Source organism: Arsukibacterium indicum, from assembly GCF_019100565.1.
Lineage (GTDB): Bacteria > Pseudomonadota > Gammaproteobacteria > Enterobacterales > Alteromonadaceae > Alishewanella > Alishewanella indicum.
Genome location: NZ_JAHRID010000007.1, coordinates 170,975 through 187,353, shown reverse-complemented (window position 1 = coordinate 187,353; position 16,379 = coordinate 170,975). Strand labels below are relative to the sequence as shown.

At 50.0% G+C, this 16,379-nt stretch carries 11 protein-coding genes; 2 read left to right on the top strand and 9 right to left on the bottom strand.

What is annotated here, in order from left to right; genetic code table 11:
- Positions 1-2: 2 nt before the first annotated feature.
- The 5 genes from sbcC to KQY15_RS14875 form a co-directional block, all read right to left on the bottom strand.
- Positions 3-3,029 carry an exonuclease subunit SbcC gene (gene sbcC, locus KQY15_RS14895; RefSeq protein WP_217670543.1) on the bottom strand — a complete coding sequence of 1,009 codons (3,027 nt, stop codon included), beginning with the start codon at positions 3,027-3,029 and terminating at the stop codon, positions 3-5.
- Positions 3,026-4,276, bottom strand: a complete 1,251-nt coding sequence (gene sbcD / locus KQY15_RS14890) for an exonuclease subunit SbcD (protein WP_217670541.1) — start codon at positions 4,274-4,276, stop codon at positions 3,026-3,028. The genes sbcC and sbcD overlap by 4 nt, the downstream gene beginning before the upstream one ends.
- Positions 4,277-4,346: 70 nt before the next feature.
- Entirely contained in the window at positions 4,347-4,925 is a 579-nt protein-coding gene (gene ssb, locus KQY15_RS14885; RefSeq protein ID WP_217670539.1) for a single-stranded DNA-binding protein, read from the bottom strand.
- A gap of 19 nt (positions 4,926-4,944) precedes the next feature.
- Complete coding sequence (locus KQY15_RS14880) at positions 4,945-6,309, bottom strand: MFS transporter (protein ID WP_217670537.1); 1,365 nt, start codon at positions 6,307-6,309, stop codon at positions 4,945-4,947.
- A 249-nt stretch (positions 6,310-6,558) separates the two neighbouring features.
- Positions 6,559-7,590: a LacI family DNA-binding transcriptional regulator gene (locus KQY15_RS14875; RefSeq protein ID WP_217670535.1), complete on the bottom strand. Its 1,032-nt coding sequence runs from the start codon at positions 7,588-7,590 to the stop codon at positions 6,559-6,561.
- Positions 7,591-8,095: 505 nt separating this feature from the next.
- Here KQY15_RS14875 and uvrA point away from each other — a divergent pair.
- Positions 8,096-10,918, top strand: coding sequence for an excinuclease ABC subunit UvrA (gene uvrA, locus KQY15_RS14870; protein ID WP_217670533.1), 2,823 nt, complete (start codon positions 8,096-8,098; stop codon positions 10,916-10,918).
- Positions 10,919-10,975: 57 nt separating this feature from the next.
- Here the strand turns inward: uvrA and KQY15_RS14865 are convergent, their stop codons facing one another.
- The 3 genes from KQY15_RS14865 to KQY15_RS14855 form a co-directional block, all read right to left on the bottom strand.
- Complete coding sequence (locus KQY15_RS14865; RefSeq protein WP_217670531.1) at positions 10,976-11,437, bottom strand: methyltransferase family protein; 462 nt, start codon at positions 11,435-11,437, stop codon at positions 10,976-10,978.
- Positions 11,438-11,457: 20 nt separating this feature from the next.
- Positions 11,458-12,780, bottom strand: a complete 1,323-nt coding sequence (locus tag KQY15_RS14860; RefSeq protein WP_217670529.1) for an ATP-binding protein — start codon at positions 12,778-12,780, stop codon at positions 11,458-11,460.
- Between the two features lie 150 nt (positions 12,781-12,930).
- Positions 12,931-13,383, bottom strand: a complete 453-nt coding sequence (locus KQY15_RS14855; protein ID WP_217670527.1) for a very short patch repair endonuclease — start codon at positions 13,381-13,383, stop codon at positions 12,931-12,933.
- A gap of 138 nt (positions 13,384-13,521) precedes the next feature.
- Here KQY15_RS14855 and KQY15_RS14850 point away from each other — a divergent pair, with 138 nt between their 5' ends.
- Entirely contained in the window at positions 13,522-14,745 is a 1,224-nt protein-coding gene (locus KQY15_RS14850) for a type II restriction endonuclease (protein ID WP_217670525.1), read from the top strand.
- A gap of 158 nt (positions 14,746-14,903) precedes the next feature.
- Here KQY15_RS14850 and dcm read toward each other — a convergent pair whose 3' ends face one another.
- Positions 14,904-16,286, bottom strand: coding sequence for a DNA (cytosine-5-)-methyltransferase (dcm, locus tag KQY15_RS14845; RefSeq protein WP_217670523.1), 1,383 nt, complete (start codon positions 16,284-16,286; stop codon positions 14,904-14,906).
- Between the last annotated feature and the right edge of the window lie 93 nt (positions 16,287-16,379).

Below are 16,379 nucleotides of genomic sequence, written 5' to 3'. Positions count from 1 at the left end.
CCTTAGCGGCTGATCTGGATCTGACTGTAGCCCAGCCCATGCTGTTTTTCCAGCCTGATCTGCACGGGCACCCGCTGTTTAAGCGCTTCTACGTGGCTGATAATACCGATCATCTTTCCGCTGGCATTAAGTTGATCCAGCACCGCCAGCGCACTTTCCAGGGTATCAGCATCCAGGGTGCCAAAGCCTTCATCCAGAAATAGTGAATCAATACTGGTTTTATTACTGACTAAATCTGACAAAGCTAACGCCAGTGCCAGACTGACCAGAAAGCTCTCGCCGCCGGACAAGGTTTTGGTATCCCGCGCGGTATCAGCCTGCCAGGTGTCCAGCACCTGTAGCTCTAATTCAGCAGTTGGATGGCGTGCCAGCTGATACCGATTGTGCAACAACTGCAGCTGACGATTGGCCAGTACTATCAGCTGTTGCAATGTCAGGCCCTGGGCAAAACGCCGGTATTTAGCACCATCGGCCGAGCCAATCAGACTGTTGAGTCGTTGCCACAATGTAAGCTGCTGCTCTGCGGCGGCGATTTCTGCTAAAACACTCTGGCGAGCCATGCGGCGCTGCTGATCGCTTGCCAGCTGATGTTGCAGCTGGCCTTGCTGCTCAGTAAGTTGCTGCGCCTGTTGCTCAAGCTGATGAAGTTGCTGCTGTAACTGTGATTCATTTTCGCTGCTCAGTTGCTGCTTTAATAGCTCGTCAACCCGTTGCTGCCGGTCAGCAAGTAAGCGGTTGCCGGCCACCATTGCCTGTTCCAGTTGCTGTTGCAGGGCACTCAGTTCATTTAGTTCAGCATCGCTTAGCAAGGCAGCCTGAAAGGCGGCTTCATTGCTGAATTCGCTGGATACCAGCGCTTGCTGCCAGTGCTGAGCGGCGTGTTGTTGCTCTGTTGCGGCTTGCTCCAGCTGCCGTTGCAACTCCTGCGCTTGCCCCTCGAAGTGCTGCACCTGTTGCTGCAGCTGTTGTAAACGGCTGGTCAGTTCGGCCAGATTAAGCTGCGTTACAGTTTGTTTTGGCTCAGTTTGCTGCAATGCCTGCCATCGTTGTTGCCATTTTTCCAGCTCGCTGCTGCGGGCTTGCTGTTGTTCAACCAGGTTTTGTTGCTGGCGTGCCAGCAAAGCCAGTTGATGACTGACATCCGTTTGCCGGCGCCCGGTTTGCTGCTGCTCATCAGCCAGTTGCTGTAACTGCTGTTGCAGCTGTTCCAGCTGGCTTAGCTGCTGCTCGCTGGCCAGCAGTTGCTGCTGAAGTTGCTTGCTGGTTTGGTGTAATACAGCCAGCGTTTCAGCATCGGCTGCAGAGTTTGTGATGCTTTCTGCCTGCAACAGCGGCCGTAACTGGCTGCGGACGTCATCCAGTTCAGCTTGTTGTTGTCCGGCTTGCTGCTGCAGCTGAGCTATGGCAGTTGTCAGCGCCGCCTGCCGGGTGCGCGCCGCTTCGCCGGCTTGTTGCACCTTAATTAGCTCCGCTTCTTTTGCAGCAAGTTGTTTTGCGGTAGCTGAGTCATCCAGCTGCTGATATTCACTGACCGCCGGATGCTCTGTGCTGCCGCAGAGCGGACAAGGTTGTTGCGGCTGCAAATTTGTCCGGTGTTCCGATAGCTGCATAATCAGCCGCTGTTGCGCTAGTAATTGTTTTTTATCTGCAATTTGCTCGCTTAGACTTTTGAAACGCTGGCGCAGTGAGCCCAGTTCCGCGGCCAGCGGCTCTAATTGCTGCTGTTTTTCGGCGCACTGCTGCTGTAGATCAGCCAGTCGCTGCTGCTTTTTACGCTGCTGCTCCAGCAATTGCGCTGCCTGTTGCACCTGATACAGCCGTTCGCGCTGTAGCTGCTGCTGCCGACGTAATGTCGCAGTATCAGCGCCGCCAGCCAGCTTTGTCAGTTGCTGCTGCAAAGTGGTATGCGCCTGAGTTTGCTGCTGTAATGTCGTGGCCAGCTGCGCCTGTTGTTGCTGCAATTTTTGCTGTTGCTGGCTGAGTTGCTGCAACTGCTGCTCAGCTTGTTGCTGTTCAACCAGTAAACATTGCCACCCCTGCCATAACAAGCTGCCTTGCTCGGTGCGCTTGGCCGCTATATTTTGCTCAAGCTGTTGCAGGCTTGTTTGCAGCGCCTGCCAGCGCTGCTGTAATTGCTGCAGGGCCTGATAAAGCGGTGCCAGTTTACTGGCTGGCTGGTGATTTTTCAGCCGGTCAAGCCTTGGCTGCTGTCGTGCCAGCTCAGCACTTAGCGCTGTTGTTTCCTGCTTGCTTTGATTCAGAGCTTGCTCTGCCTGAGTAACCTGCTGGCGCCACTGCAGCACTTCGCGTTGTTTGCTCACCACCTGCTGGTGCTCACTCAGTTGCGCTTTTATCCGGGTCAGTTCGGCCGTCAGTGCTTGTTGCTGCCCGGCAGAGAGCAAGTCGGTTGCCGAAGCTTTGGCCTGTAACAACTCAAGTGATACTTTGTGCTCGCGCGCGTCACTGAATACCTGTTCGGAAATACGGCCGTATATGTCGGTGCCGGTCAGCTCTTCAAGTAATTCGGCTCTTTCGTTGGCATCAGCATTTAAAAAAGCCGCAAAACTGCCCTGAGCCAGCAGCATTGACTTGGTAAAACGGCCAAAATCCAGGCCGGTCAACTCAGTAATCAGTTTCAGTTTTTCATTGGTTTTTTCGGCCAGAATAGTGCCATCCAGCCGCGCCAGCTCCACCTTTGCCGGTTGCAAATTGCCGTCGCTCTGGCCGCGGGCGCGGCGTTGGCTCCAGAATGCCCTATAGCCCTGACCGGCTATTTCAAACTCCACTTCTGCCAGACACTCGCTGCTGTGCCGGCTCATCAGCTCGTTACTGGTTGGCGAGGTTTTTAACCGGGGTGTCTGGTGATACAACGCCAGACAAATGGCATCGAGAATAGTGGTTTTACCGGCGCCGGTAGGGCCGACAATCGCAAATAAACTGGCACTGTCGAAGGGAGGCTGGCGAAAATCGATAGTCCATTCGCCCCGCAAAGAATTCAGGTTCTGCAGCCGCACAGCCAAAATTTTCATGTACTATCACCGTTAGCCATTAAGTCGCTGTGCTGGTCGTCGTCCAGTACTTTTGCCAGTACCTGCTGGTATAAAGCGGTAAGTTGTTGCTGCAACTCTGCTGATAAAACTTCATCAGCCAGCCGGGCCTGCCAGACATCAGATGGCGACAGTTCAGCCAGGCTGGTTTGCTTTAGTTGCTGTAAATTAGTAACGCTGCTGCGTTCGCGGCGTAGTCTCAGCAGCTCAACCGGCAAATCGCTTAGCAACTGCTCAACTCTGGGCTGCAAATCGGTTAAATAGCCATCGCTTTGGCCGATCACCACTTCCAGCCATAGCCGTTTATCGCCGCCTAAGCTGGCCAGCAGCGGTTTAAGCATGGCTGGCAAACTGGCTAAATCGGTTTTTATACTGGCTAAAGGCTGAAAGCATGGAATAGCAATACTGCTGACCTTTTTTTGCCCGGCGCTGAATTCGACTAACCAGGCTTGTTTTTGCTGGCGTGCTTCATCAAAACTGAGTGGTATCGGCGAGCCGCTGTAGCGGATATCAGTTGTACTGTTTAACTGCTGCGCCTGATGAATATGGCCAAGCGCAATATAGTCGGCTGGGGGAAACTGGCTGGCCGAAAACGCCTCTAACGTGCCAATATAAATATCCCGCACCGATTCTGACTGGCTAACCCCAACAGTGGTTAAATGGCCGGTCATCACTATTGGCAACTGTAGCTTATGCTGCTGATTATACGACTGGGCCAGAGCAAATAACTGTTGATAGTGGCTGGCGATAGCCTGTTGCAGATCCTGTTGCTTTTGCTGGCCACTCTGACCAGCCTGGCTTTGCAATACATCGCGTGGCCTTATAAACGGTACCGCTGCCAGCAAGCAGGCAGGTTCACTCTGCTGATCAGTCAGTACCAGCAATTGCTCAGCTAAGTCGGCCGCAGTTGCGGGTATCACCGCAGTCTTCAGCCTGGCCAGTAACCGTTTACTTTCTGCCAGCACGGCCGGCGAATCATGGTTACCGCCCAAGATAACCAGCTGGCAGCCCGTTGGCTGCAAATCAACAATAAATTGGTTATATAACTCGCGGGCATAACTGGGCGGGGTAGCCGTGTCAAACACATCACCGGCAACCACAATGGCATCAATACTCAGCTCATCTGCCTGCGCCACCAGCCAGCGCAAAAAAGCCGCATGCTCGGCCGCGCGGCTTTTACCAATAAAATGCTGGCCTAAATGCCAGTCGGACGTGTGGAGAATTCGCAATGTCGCGCCACCTGCTCAGAGAACCGTCAGGCTAAACAAAAAAGCCTGACTAAGCAGGCTTTTTCGGTGGTCAGAACGGGATATCGTCATCAAAATCGATTGGCGGCTCCATCGGTGGCCGTTGCTGCTGTGACGGTTGTTGCGCCGGCTTTTGATAGCCACCCTGCTGTGGTGCGTTTTGAGCAGGTTGCTGGTAGCCACCACCTTGCTGTGGCTGCTGATAGCCGCCATGCTGGGCAGGTTGTTGCGCCGGACGCTGGTAACCGCCCTGCTGGCCGCCACTCATCCCGCCCCCCTGCTGCTGACCGTCACCGCGGCCATCCAGCATTTGCAGCTCGTTGGCGACAATTTCAGTAGTGTAGCGCTCAACGCCGTCTTTATCAGTCCACTTGCGGGTTTTCAGCTTACCTTCAATGTAAACTTTGCTGCCTTTACGCAGGTATTCGCCGGCAATTTCAGCCAGGCGCTGATAAATCACTACCCGGTGCCACTCGGTTTGCTCTTTTTTCTCGTTGGTGTTTTTGTCGGTCCAGCTTTCTGAGGTTGCCAGGGTCATATTGGCAACGGCACCGCCCTGTGGCATATAACGCACTTCCGGGTCGGCGCCCAGATTGCCGATTAAAATAACTTTGTTAATTCCACGCGCCATGCGATTTCTCCTGAAAAAATTAAGGTTGGCCTGTGCCAACCAATGATCTGGCCTGTGCCAGATCAAATTGCTGTGAACTGACTTTTAAGTAACAGCGTTGTTCGGCCAATAATATAGTGACTTCCTGCACACCGCTAAGTGCCGCCAACTGGCCGGCCAGTGCGCTGGCATCCTGCTCTGATGTTACCTGCACCGCCAGCGACAGGCGCTGGGCCCGGGCGGGTACCAACATGGTTCGGGCAATAAGCAGCCATATTAAACCAATACCGGCCAGCACGGCAAATACCATTAGGAAACTAAATTGCTCTGCCACCAATCCGCCGATTATGCCACCAGCAAAGGCACCAAAAAACTGACTGCTGGAGTAAATGCCCATCGCACTGCCACGCTGTCCGGCGGGTGCTACCCTTGAGACCATTGCCGGCAAGCTGGCTTCTAAAAAGTTGAAGCCGGTAAAAAATAACAATAAAGCGGCAATTAACCACCATAGGTCAGTGGCAATATAAGCCAGCAACATAGCAATAATCAGCAGGCTGATCGCCACCAGAAAATAACCTTTTTCCTGCTGCCGGCGCATGGCAATAATCATCATGGGTACCATCAGCACAAAGGAAGCAACCAGCACCGGCAAATACACCTGCCAATGCTGTTCTGCCGCCAGCTGGTACTGACTAAGCAACAGCGGCAGGGCAACAAACATCGCGGTTAGCATTAAATGCAGCAGTAACACACCAATGTCGAGCTGCAGCAATTGGCGGTGTTTTAACATATTCAGCAAAGTGGCAGGCACCGCCAGGGTTTCTGCTACCGGCGCTTTACTTACGCTTTTTGGCACCAGCAACGCCACAATTAACATAGCACAGCAAGCCAAAACTGCGGTAAACCAGAACACGCCGCTCAGGCCAGCCCATTTTGCCAGCAATGGCCCCAGGATCATCGCCAACGCAAAAGATAAGCCGATACTGGCGCCGATAATCGCCATCACCTTGGGCCGTTGCTCATCGCGGGTTAAATCTGCCGCCAGCGCCAGTACCGCCCCGGCAATAGCACCGGCGCCCTGCAAAATGCGACCAAAAGTAACCATATAAACTGAATCGGCCAATGCGGCGACCACTGAGCCTGCAGCAAACAACGCCAGGCCCAGTAACATCACTTTATGCCGGCCAATTTTGTCAGAAAGCCAGCCAAATGGAATTTGCAAAATAGCCTGGGTCAGACCATAGGCACCAATCGCCAGGCCAATCCACAACGGTGAATAGCCGACCAGTTCGCTGCCATACAATGCAAATACCGGTAACAGCATAAACAGGCCGAGCATGCGGGTAGCGAATACCAGTGCCAGTGCCAACGCTGCGCGTTTTTCAATAGCGTTCAGTTGATCCATTAATTTTTTGATTAACAGCAGAAATAAGCGCGCAAGTGTAGCATATTACCGGCGCGCTTTAAGCGTATTTAGCCGCAGTTGTCGTTAAACTTTGCCGGCGTAATAAGGCAACCGACTGCAGCAAAAGGGCGGGGAGTAACGCCTGAATACTTTATCTGCGTGGAAGATGCGTTAGCGGTTAGTTTTGCTGACGGGACGCCCGCCCCAACAGTTATTCCAGTCTTGCGTTATCAGATTCTGAAAAATACTTTACTTGTTAGCTCGCAAACTGGATTGTCTTTCTACCAGTTTAACCGGCAGCAGCTGTGATGCTGCTTGACCGCCGTCAATCCGGTTTAATAATTGTGCCACCAGCAACTGGCCACCGGCGTGAGTATCTTGCTCTACCGTCGTCAGCGACGGCGTGCAGTAGGCCGACATCGCAATGTCATCAAAACCCACTATCGCCACCTGCTGCGGCACCTTAATACCATGCTCCAGCAAGGCTTTCATGGCCCCCATGGCAATAGCATCACTGGCCGCAAAAATGCCATCCAGGCTGTCAAGCTGGTCAAATAATGCTTGCTGGGTCTGCAGATAACCGGCCTGGGCGGTAAAGTCAGTGTTTAGTTGCAGAGCGGGTTCAGGTTTAATGCCGGCTGCGCGTAGCGCATCCTGATAACCAAGGTAACGCATTTCAATCTCGGTATGGCGAATATCGCCTAAAAAAGCCACCCGCTTACAGCCCTGTTTAATTAAGTGTGCCACGGCCAGTTGTGCGCCCTGACGGTTATCACTGCCAATAATCGGGAACTGTTCACTGCCGGTGGCAGCGCCCCACACCACAAAAGGCACCCCGGCCGCAGCCAGCTGGTCAACCCGTGCATCATGTTCACCCTGGCCAATCACAATAAGGCCATCAGCGCGTTTTGAGTCAAAATAATAACTACGCCAGTCTTTATCAGTAGTTTTGCTGGTGCTAAGCAGCATATCGTAGCCTTTGGCAGTTAACTCATCGGCAATCACCCCCAGAATGTCCAGTAAAAACGGATCACTGATCGCCTGTTGGGTTTTGGCATCAAATAAAATAATCACAGCAATGGTATGGCTTTTCTGGGTACGCAAACTGCGGGCTGTCGCATTCACCTTAAACTGATGATCAGCGGCAATTTGCTGCACCTTTTGCCGGGTTTGCGCGTTAATTACCGGGTTGTCACGCAAAGCGCGCGACGCGGTAGACTCTGACACCCCGGCCATTCTGGCGATATCGGCCAGGGTCATGACTTTTGCCGCTTGTTTCATTGCATACTTCCGTTAAAGAACAGGGTTCCGTTGTTTTGGCTGGCCACTAAGCTGTGCCGTTTTAACACCCATAATGCCCTAAGCACCGCACCGGAGCAACGTTAGCGGAATGTTGGATCTACCTTTAAATTTTCTACCAATACTCCCTGGTTTCACCCGTATTGCCTCCGCTTCACGCGGGGGCTTTTTTATTGGCAAACAGAGCCAATCTAATGCCGGCGTCGTATCAGGATGCATAACGCTTCGGGTTACCCGGTGATTAAATTAGCGAGGATTAGAACCCCGTTTCGGTCGCCACAGAGTGTCTGAGCCCTGAAAAGGGCGAGTTGCTGTGGCGAGCCGGGGCGGGTGTTGTAATTCGTAGCCCCACCCAAAGCAGCATCGCCAACTACTCCATGTAACCAACTAAAGCCAGCTAGACTAAGTTAGCTGGTTTTTTATTGACGCCATGTAGTGTATATTTGTACAGCTTTCGTGCCTTCAACGCCTACAACCGGAAACCACAATGGATAAAATTGATATTCGGGGTGCCCGTACCCACAACCTGAAAAACATTTCGCTGCAAATTCCGCGCGATAAACTGATTGTGATCACCGGCTTATCCGGCTCCGGTAAATCGTCACTGGCTTTTGACACCCTGTATGCCGAAGGGCAGCGCCGTTATGTCGAGTCGTTATCGGCTTACGCCCGGCAGTTTTTAAGCATGATGGAAAAGCCCGACGTTGACCATATTGAGGGCTTGTCGCCGGCTATTTCCATTGAACAAAAGTCTACCTCGCATAACCCGCGTTCCACCGTTGGCACCATTACTGAAATATACGACTATCTGCGGCTGTTGTTTGCCCGGGTTGGTGAGCCGCGTTGCCCGGTGCACGACCAGCCCTTAGCCGCGCAAACCATCAGCGAGATGGTGGATAAAGTGACTGAGTTTCCGGAAGGCACCAAGCTAATGGTACTGGCACCGGTGGTGCAGGAGCGCAAAGGCGAACATGTTAAAACCCTGGAAAATCTGGCTGCCCAGGGCTACATCCGGGCCCGGATAGATGGCGAAGTGTGTGACTTATCTGACCCGCCAACCCTCGACTTACATAAAAAACACACTATTGAAGTAGTGATTGACCGGATAAAAGTACGCGACGACATTAAGCTACGCTTAGCTGAGTCGTTTGAAACCGCGCTGGCGCTATCCGGCGGCGTCGCCAAAGTAGCCTTTATGGATGAACCCGACGCGGCCGAACTGGTGTTTTCAGCTAATTTTGCCTGCCCCACCTGTGGTTATTCCATGACCGAGCTGGAGCCGCGATTGTTTTCGTTTAACAACCCGGCCGGTGCCTGCCCCAGCTGTGACGGCCTGGGCGTTAAGCAGTTTTTCGACCCGAATAAAGTCATTGTCAGCAGTGAGCTGAGCCTGGCCGGCGGCGCTATTCGGGGCTGGGACAAGCGTAATTTCTATTATTTTCAGATGCTTAAAGCACTATCAGAGCACTACGGCTTTAAACTGGATGTACCCTTTAGCAGCCTGAACAAAAAACAACAGGATGCGATCCTGTACGGCAGTGGCAAAACGGTAGTGGACTTTAAGTACCTGAATGACCGTGGCGATGTAGTGCTGCGCAGCCATCCGTTTGAGGGCATTGTGCCGAATATGGAGCGGCGCTACCGCGAAACAGAATCGAATTCTGTTCGCGAAGAGCTAAGCAAATACCTGGCCAGCCAGGCTTGTCCCAGCTGCCATGGCACCCGGCTTCGCACTGAGGCCCGACATGTGTTTATTGGTAAAACCAACCTGCCCGAAGTTGTCGAGCTGTCGATTGGCGATTGTCTGATCTTTTTCCAAAAATTAAGCCTGCAGGGCCAAAAGGCAAAGATTGCTGAAAAAGTACTAAAAGAAATTCAGGACCGGCTGAGCTTTCTGGTTAACGTGGGCCTGAACTATCTGAATTTATCGCGCAGTGCCGAAACCCTGTCGGGCGGTGAAGCGCAACGGATCAGGCTGGCCAGCCAGATTGGCGCCGGCCTGGTTGGAGTAATGTATGTGCTGGATGAGCCCTCTATTGGTCTGCATCAGCGCGACAACGAACGCTTACTTGGCACCCTGACTCACCTGCGTGATTTAGGCAACACCGTTATTGTGGTAGAGCATGATGAAGATGCGGTTCGCCTCGCCGACCATATTATCGATATCGGCCCCGGCGCCGGCGTTCATGGCGGAAATGTTGTTGCCCAGGGCACCATTGAGCAGATTATGGCCGAGCCCAAATCGTTAACCGGCCAGTATATGGCCGGTACCCGCAAAATTGCGGTGCCGGAAAAGCGGACAAAGCTTACTGATAAGTGGCTGGAAGTACTGGGCGCCAGCGGCAATAACCTGAAAAATGTCGATTTAGCCATTCCCTTTGGCGTAATGACCTGTATTACCGGGGTATCAGGCTCGGGCAAGTCTACCCTGATCAACGACACCTTATTCCGGGTAGCGCACAGGGTTCTGAACAAAGGCGAGGGTGCCGATCCGGCAGCGCATAAAGAAATTAAAGGCCTGGAGCATTTTGATAAAGTTATCGATATCGACCAGAGCCCGATAGGCCGCACGCCGCGCTCAAATGCTGCCACTTACACTGGTATTTTTACCGCGGTACGCGAATTGTTTGCCGGCACGCAGGAAGCCCGTTCACGCGGTTATCAGGTAGGCCGCTTCAGCTTTAATGTAAAGGGCGGGCGCTGTGAGGCTTGTCAGGGTGATGGCCTGATTAAAGTGGAAATGCACTTTTTACCGGATGTGTACGTACCGTGCGATGTTTGTAAAAGTAAACGTTACAACCGCGAAACGCTGGAAATTAAATACAAAGGCAAAAATATTCACGAAGTGCTGGATATGACGGTGGAAGACGCGCTGGCCTTTTTTGAAGCAATACCGGCAGTGAAGCGCAAACTGCAAACCCTGCAGGACGTTGGCTTAACCTATATTAAGCTGGGCCAGTCGGCTACCACCTTATCAGGCGGTGAAGCCCAACGGGTAAAACTGGCACGCGAGCTGAGTAAACGCGACACCGGTAAAACTCTGTACATTCTGGACGAGCCAACTACCGGCCTGCATTTTTACGATATTCAGCAATTGCTGAACGTACTGCACCGGTTGCGCGACCATGGCAATACCATAGTGGTGATTGAGCATAACCTGGATGTAATTAAAACCGCCGACTGGATCGTCGATTTAGGCCCGGAAGGCGGTAATGGCGGCGGCGAAATCCTGGTAGCGGGCACCCCGGAGCAGGTAGCGAAGTGCAAAACATCCTACACCGGCCAGTATTTAAAGCCGCTGCTGGGGTAATGCTGCGCTGAGCTTGGGTTAACGTCGCAGATTAATATGATAGGCAAGGCGCTGGTATTACAACCAGCGCCTTACTTGTTTAGCATACGCCTGATAATCTTCACCAAATTTCTGCAGCAGAAAGCGCTCTTCCGAAGCTATCTGAAACCGGTTCATATACAGCATAAACAGCGGCAGCAAGGCAAACGCGGCTAAGCTCATTAAGTAACACGCCCATGCTGTTAACAGCAGTAAAAACCCCAGGTACATAGGGTTACGGCTATAACGGTAAATACCCCGAATGACCAGACTGGAGGTTTGCTGCGGTACGCGCGGGTCTACAGTGGTATTGGCGCGGCGAAATGCCAGCACGCCTGAAAGCGCAATCACTATACCAGCAACAGTAAAAGCAGCCGCTAAAATCCAACCCCAAATCACAGGCCACGCCAAAGGCGGCACCAGTTGTGCCAGTAACCACATTGTAAAGGCAAAAATCATTACCAAAACAACCGGCGGTATTTTAAGTTCTAATTCTTGCATAAACTCTTCCTTTTTTATGCTTACGACAGCAGGTGCTTACTCACCGCACGCGCTGTGTAGTACAACGGATAAACCAGATGCTGTTGCTCCAGCGGCGGCGAGCCCTGAGTACCGGTTAGTTTAATGGTTTTAACCGGGTTACATTTTTCAATATAAGACTGCAACGACCTGGCTTTGGTGCGCTTACCGCTTTTTACTTCCAACGGTATGACGTTGCCGGCGCCATCAGCCAGAATAAATTCGATTTCAGCCCTGGCATCGCTCCAGGAAAAACTGGGGGCAACGCCCAGTGCTGCTAACTCTTGCTGGACAAAATTTTCTGCAATATAGCCTTTGTAGTCATAGTTCTGCTGTTTAATCTCAAGGTAGCTGACATCCAGCATATGATTTAGCAAACCTACATCAAACAAAAACAACTTAACCATATTATCTTTTTTATAGGCGGCCAATGGGCTGCGCGGCGTGCCTTCGACCGGATAGTTTTTCAAAATTAGCCGGCATTTCTCCAGCCAGAGGATTCCGCTTTCCAACTCCTGATAGCGGGATTTGCGTTCATGTACCTGTTTAAACTTAAAGCGTTTAACCGACTCGTCCATTACTGAAGCAAGCTGAGCAGGTACCGCCATAAATACAGATTCGATCAAACCGGCATCAACCTTACCGGAATATTTTCCAAAATCCCGCACATAACCGGCCAACAAATCGGCATGTACCTGTGATACCGCTTTTACCCGCTCAAGAATGCTTTGTTCAGCCAGCTTAAACCACAGGCTGACAGCCTCAGGCATACCGCCGGTAAAGTAATAATCTGTCAGCTTATCAAACAACTTAGTGTGCGCCGCTGCAGAGTTTTGCCCGGCATCGTAAGCTTTTAACAGTATTGCCTCGCCAGAGGCCTGTAAAAACTCGCGGAAGGTTAGCGGCCGTAAATTGTATTGCTCAACCTTGCCAACTGGGAAGGTATTTAACAAGCCGATGTTAGAACCGCTGGCGGCAATAAAAGCCTGCGGGGTTTGCTCAGCAAAGTACTTTAACGCCGTCACCGCACGGGGGCATTCACCAATTTCATCGAGGATCAGTAAGTCAGTTGCGATATTAAAACGCTGGCCTGTTAGCAGCTCGATATTGCTCAGCACATCGCCGGGGCTTAACGAGCCGGCAAAAGCGTCCTGCATTTGCGGCGACTCAAGAAAATCAATCCGCAGTACCTGCGAAAACTGCTGGCCCAACAACACTTGCAGTAAATAGGTTTTGCCGGTTTGCCTGGCGCCATCAATCAGCAGGGGTTTACGCTCAGGTTTCGCCTTCCAGCTAAGCAGTTCAGTCAATAACCCGCGTTCCATAACACACCTTTACATAGCCAATCTGGGCCAACATTACACTTTTCTGCGCATAAAAACAAACACCCCCACATTTTTATGCGCATAAAAGTGTAGATAATTACATTTTTCTGCGCATAAAAGTGTAGAACTACTATAAGAATGGATATTAAGTCAGGCTGCAGGCAGCTCAGCAAAGCTGGTGCCGCTGCATAGCCAATCTGAAATCTCTGAAGTAACCTGAGTAAGCGGCAGCTTATGTTTTCCTTTTAACGCACACTCCCAAACCAGAAACACCCGCCAGCCCATTTCGCGCAGTTTGTCCTGCACCGCTTCGTCGTGCGCCCGGTTGGCGCTGATTTTTTGCTTCCACCAGTCAGTGCGGGTTTTCGGCCAGTGAAACATAGCGCACTGGTGCTGATGCCAGAAGCAGCCCTGGACAAAGATCACGGCTTTGTATTTGGAAAATACCAGATCTGGTTTACCCGGTAAGTTGGCAACATGCAACCGGTAGCGGAACCCGGCTTTGTGCAATGCTCTGCGTACCAACATTTCGGGCCTGGTATTTCTACCTTTGATGGCAGCCATGTTTTTGCTTCTGACTTCTTTTGTATGTACGTCTGACATCAGTTGTCCTTTCTCACAAACGCTATATGTTAATAATCAGACTTTGACGATTAATATTCAGTAGCAATTATCAGTGGTAGTATCAATTATCAAAGCACTCAAACTACTATCTAGAAATAGCAATCGGGAGTTGAACAAATGTTCGAGCAGCTAAATGACGTATTTAAAGCCGCTGCATTTAAGTATCTCAGTGCCGTTGACGCTGATCCAAAAACATCCAACCAGCATGAAATCGGTGGCCTTCCTCTCGCGGGTATTGGCGAGTACCTTGGCATGCATAATGATGGTAAGCAAACGAAGATACCGGCAACACTAGTTTATTTAGAAGATGATGGCTTCACAATATTAAATGAAGATATTGTAACTTGGTACGACTGTCGCTTTAAGGATCCAGATCGTTCTCCAGAATGGCGTCTGTACTACAAATCGAATGATGTCACTGAGCGCTTTCAGACCGGTGATTTCTTTTTGATAGCCCTCACGCATGAAAGACAACTTCTGATGATTTTCTGTCCACCGCAAAGTGAACACGAAAACCAGGTCCGAGCAATATTTGGCGCTCAAAGTCTAAATGCAAACGAAAAGGGACTTAAGAAAGTAGAAATTCAGAGCAGTATTGCCACACCTATTAGGCTAATGTTTGCTCGTTATGGGCTTGAAATTGGCCACACTTATGGCGACTATCTGGACTTAATATTAGAAGAGTTTGGTAATGCTTTTCCTAAAACAAGGAATTTCTCAGAGTTTGCGAGAAGATATTCCCCTGAAGTATGCCCTATTGAAACCCCTGACAATGCTCTCATTCAATGGATGGAAACGGAAGAGTCTGCGTTTAGGCAGTTGGAAAGGCATATTGTCAAAGAAAAACTCAAGAGTGGATTTGGCGAAAACGGCGATGATGTAGATGCTTTTGTCAGTTTTTCACTCAGTGTTCAGAACCGAAGAAAATCCAGAAGTGGGCATGCTTTTGAAAACCATATCGAACATATTCTAAAAGAGAACAAGCTCATCTTTCAACGCGGCGCGCTGACAGAAGGAAAACAAAAACCTGATTTTCTTTTTCCAAGTTCTGGTAAGTATCAAGATCTTACTTTTCCTGCGGATCGCCTTCGTATACTCGGAGCAAAAACCACTTGCAAGGACCGTTGGAGGCAAGTTCTAGCCGAAGGCAGTAGAATCGAGAAAAAACACCTTATCACTCTTGAGCATGCTATTAGCGAGGCACAAACTGATCAAATGCAAAGTTTGAACTTACAGCTCGTAGTACCGAAGGCTTTGCATGAAACATACACAACAGCGCAGGCATCTTGGCTAATGAGTTTTGGTGACTTCATAGCTGAAATCCGTTCACTAAAAACGTAAACCAGAACTTTTTACAATAATCAGCATACTCTTAAACTATTAAGAATAATGTCGCTTTATTTATTTGAGTAGCTTGGAAGCATTCTTGACTACCTACGTTAAGTGATTTCAATTACCTAACGTAGGTATATAGGATCAGTTGTAAATTGACCAAACCTTCAGGCGACTGCTTTACGATTCTGCTTATTTACAGCCTGCATTACCCGGTCTTTCATCAATTGGGCTACGGCCTGAAATACCGGTACCACTACCGAATTACCGAACTGCTTATATGCCTGAGTATCAGAGACTGGAATCTTAAAACTACTTTCACCGGTTCTACAAAAACCCATTAGTCTTGAACACTCAAGAGGAGTGAGCCTTCGTGGCCTGTTTTTGAGATTTTCATCATCGGCAAAGTCTTTATTGAAATCCCAGCCCCGGTCAATAAGAATTTCTGAACCATCTTTATAGTAACGAGCGGAAAGTGTTCTGGTACTATGGCTGTCTTCGTTCACCAAGCCAAAACCGAAACCATTTCCAGCTGCTTTATGCTTAGCTGCGTAATCATAAAGATACTGCCAGAGATTCGGAGTCAATATATATTTGTCCGGAACCTCTTTATCAAGTATTTCACCAAGTAGCGGCTTAGTAGCTGGTGCCATTTTAGCGATATCTTTCAATGTAAAACCATTATGAACGTTCAGGTCTTTACGGAAACCAACAAGGACGATTCGTTCCCGGTGTTGTGGCAGCCAATGTTTACCATCAATAACTTTCGGATCACCTGAACCAGTAACATCACTATCTGCGACCCAATACCCCAGCTCGTCCAGGGTCTCCATAATTACTTTGAATGTCCGTCCTTTGTCATGGCTTTTAAGGTTTTTTACGTTCTCAAGCACAAAGGCTGCCGGTTGTTTGGCTGCAATAATCCTTGCCACATCAAAAAACAGGGTGCCCTGTGTTTTACACTCAAAACCATGAGCCCGGCCTAACGCATTTTTCTTTGACACACCGGCAATAGAAAATGGTTGGCAGGGGAAGCCTGCCAGCAGTACATCATGATCAGGTATTACATTCCTAATGTGGCTGTACGCTTCTTCTTCGCTAATTCCGTCAATATGGCTTAGCGTGACATCACGGATATCTTCGTTGAAGGTATGGTACTTTTCATTGCATGCATAATTTGCTTTGTATGTGCGAACTGCGTATTTATTCCATTCGCTGGTAAAAACACACAAACCATTTTGCTCTTCAAACCCTTTGCGAATACCACCAATACCCGCAAATAAATCTATAAAACGAAAATCAGCTGTTTCAGGTTTTACCTTTTCTGTTGGTAACAGGCTTTGCAAATGTTCGAACTCCGCCATACTGAGAACCGGAGTGGCTTTGCCTTTTAACCAGCGGTTAATTGTTTCACGACACCAGTGTCCCGGCGAAAATTTATTAAGACATTCACCGATGAATTTCTGGTCGTATATTTCCAACAATTTTTCTATAAGATCTTTGCCGCTTCGATCTTCTGTGGACTGCATATCCAAGGACAGTTGCTCCATGATTGCCTCCCTCGAAAGGGAAAAACGTGTGACGAATCATCACTTGTTCCTCCCTTTTTGTCAATTGATATATCTGTTCTTTTATACAGTACT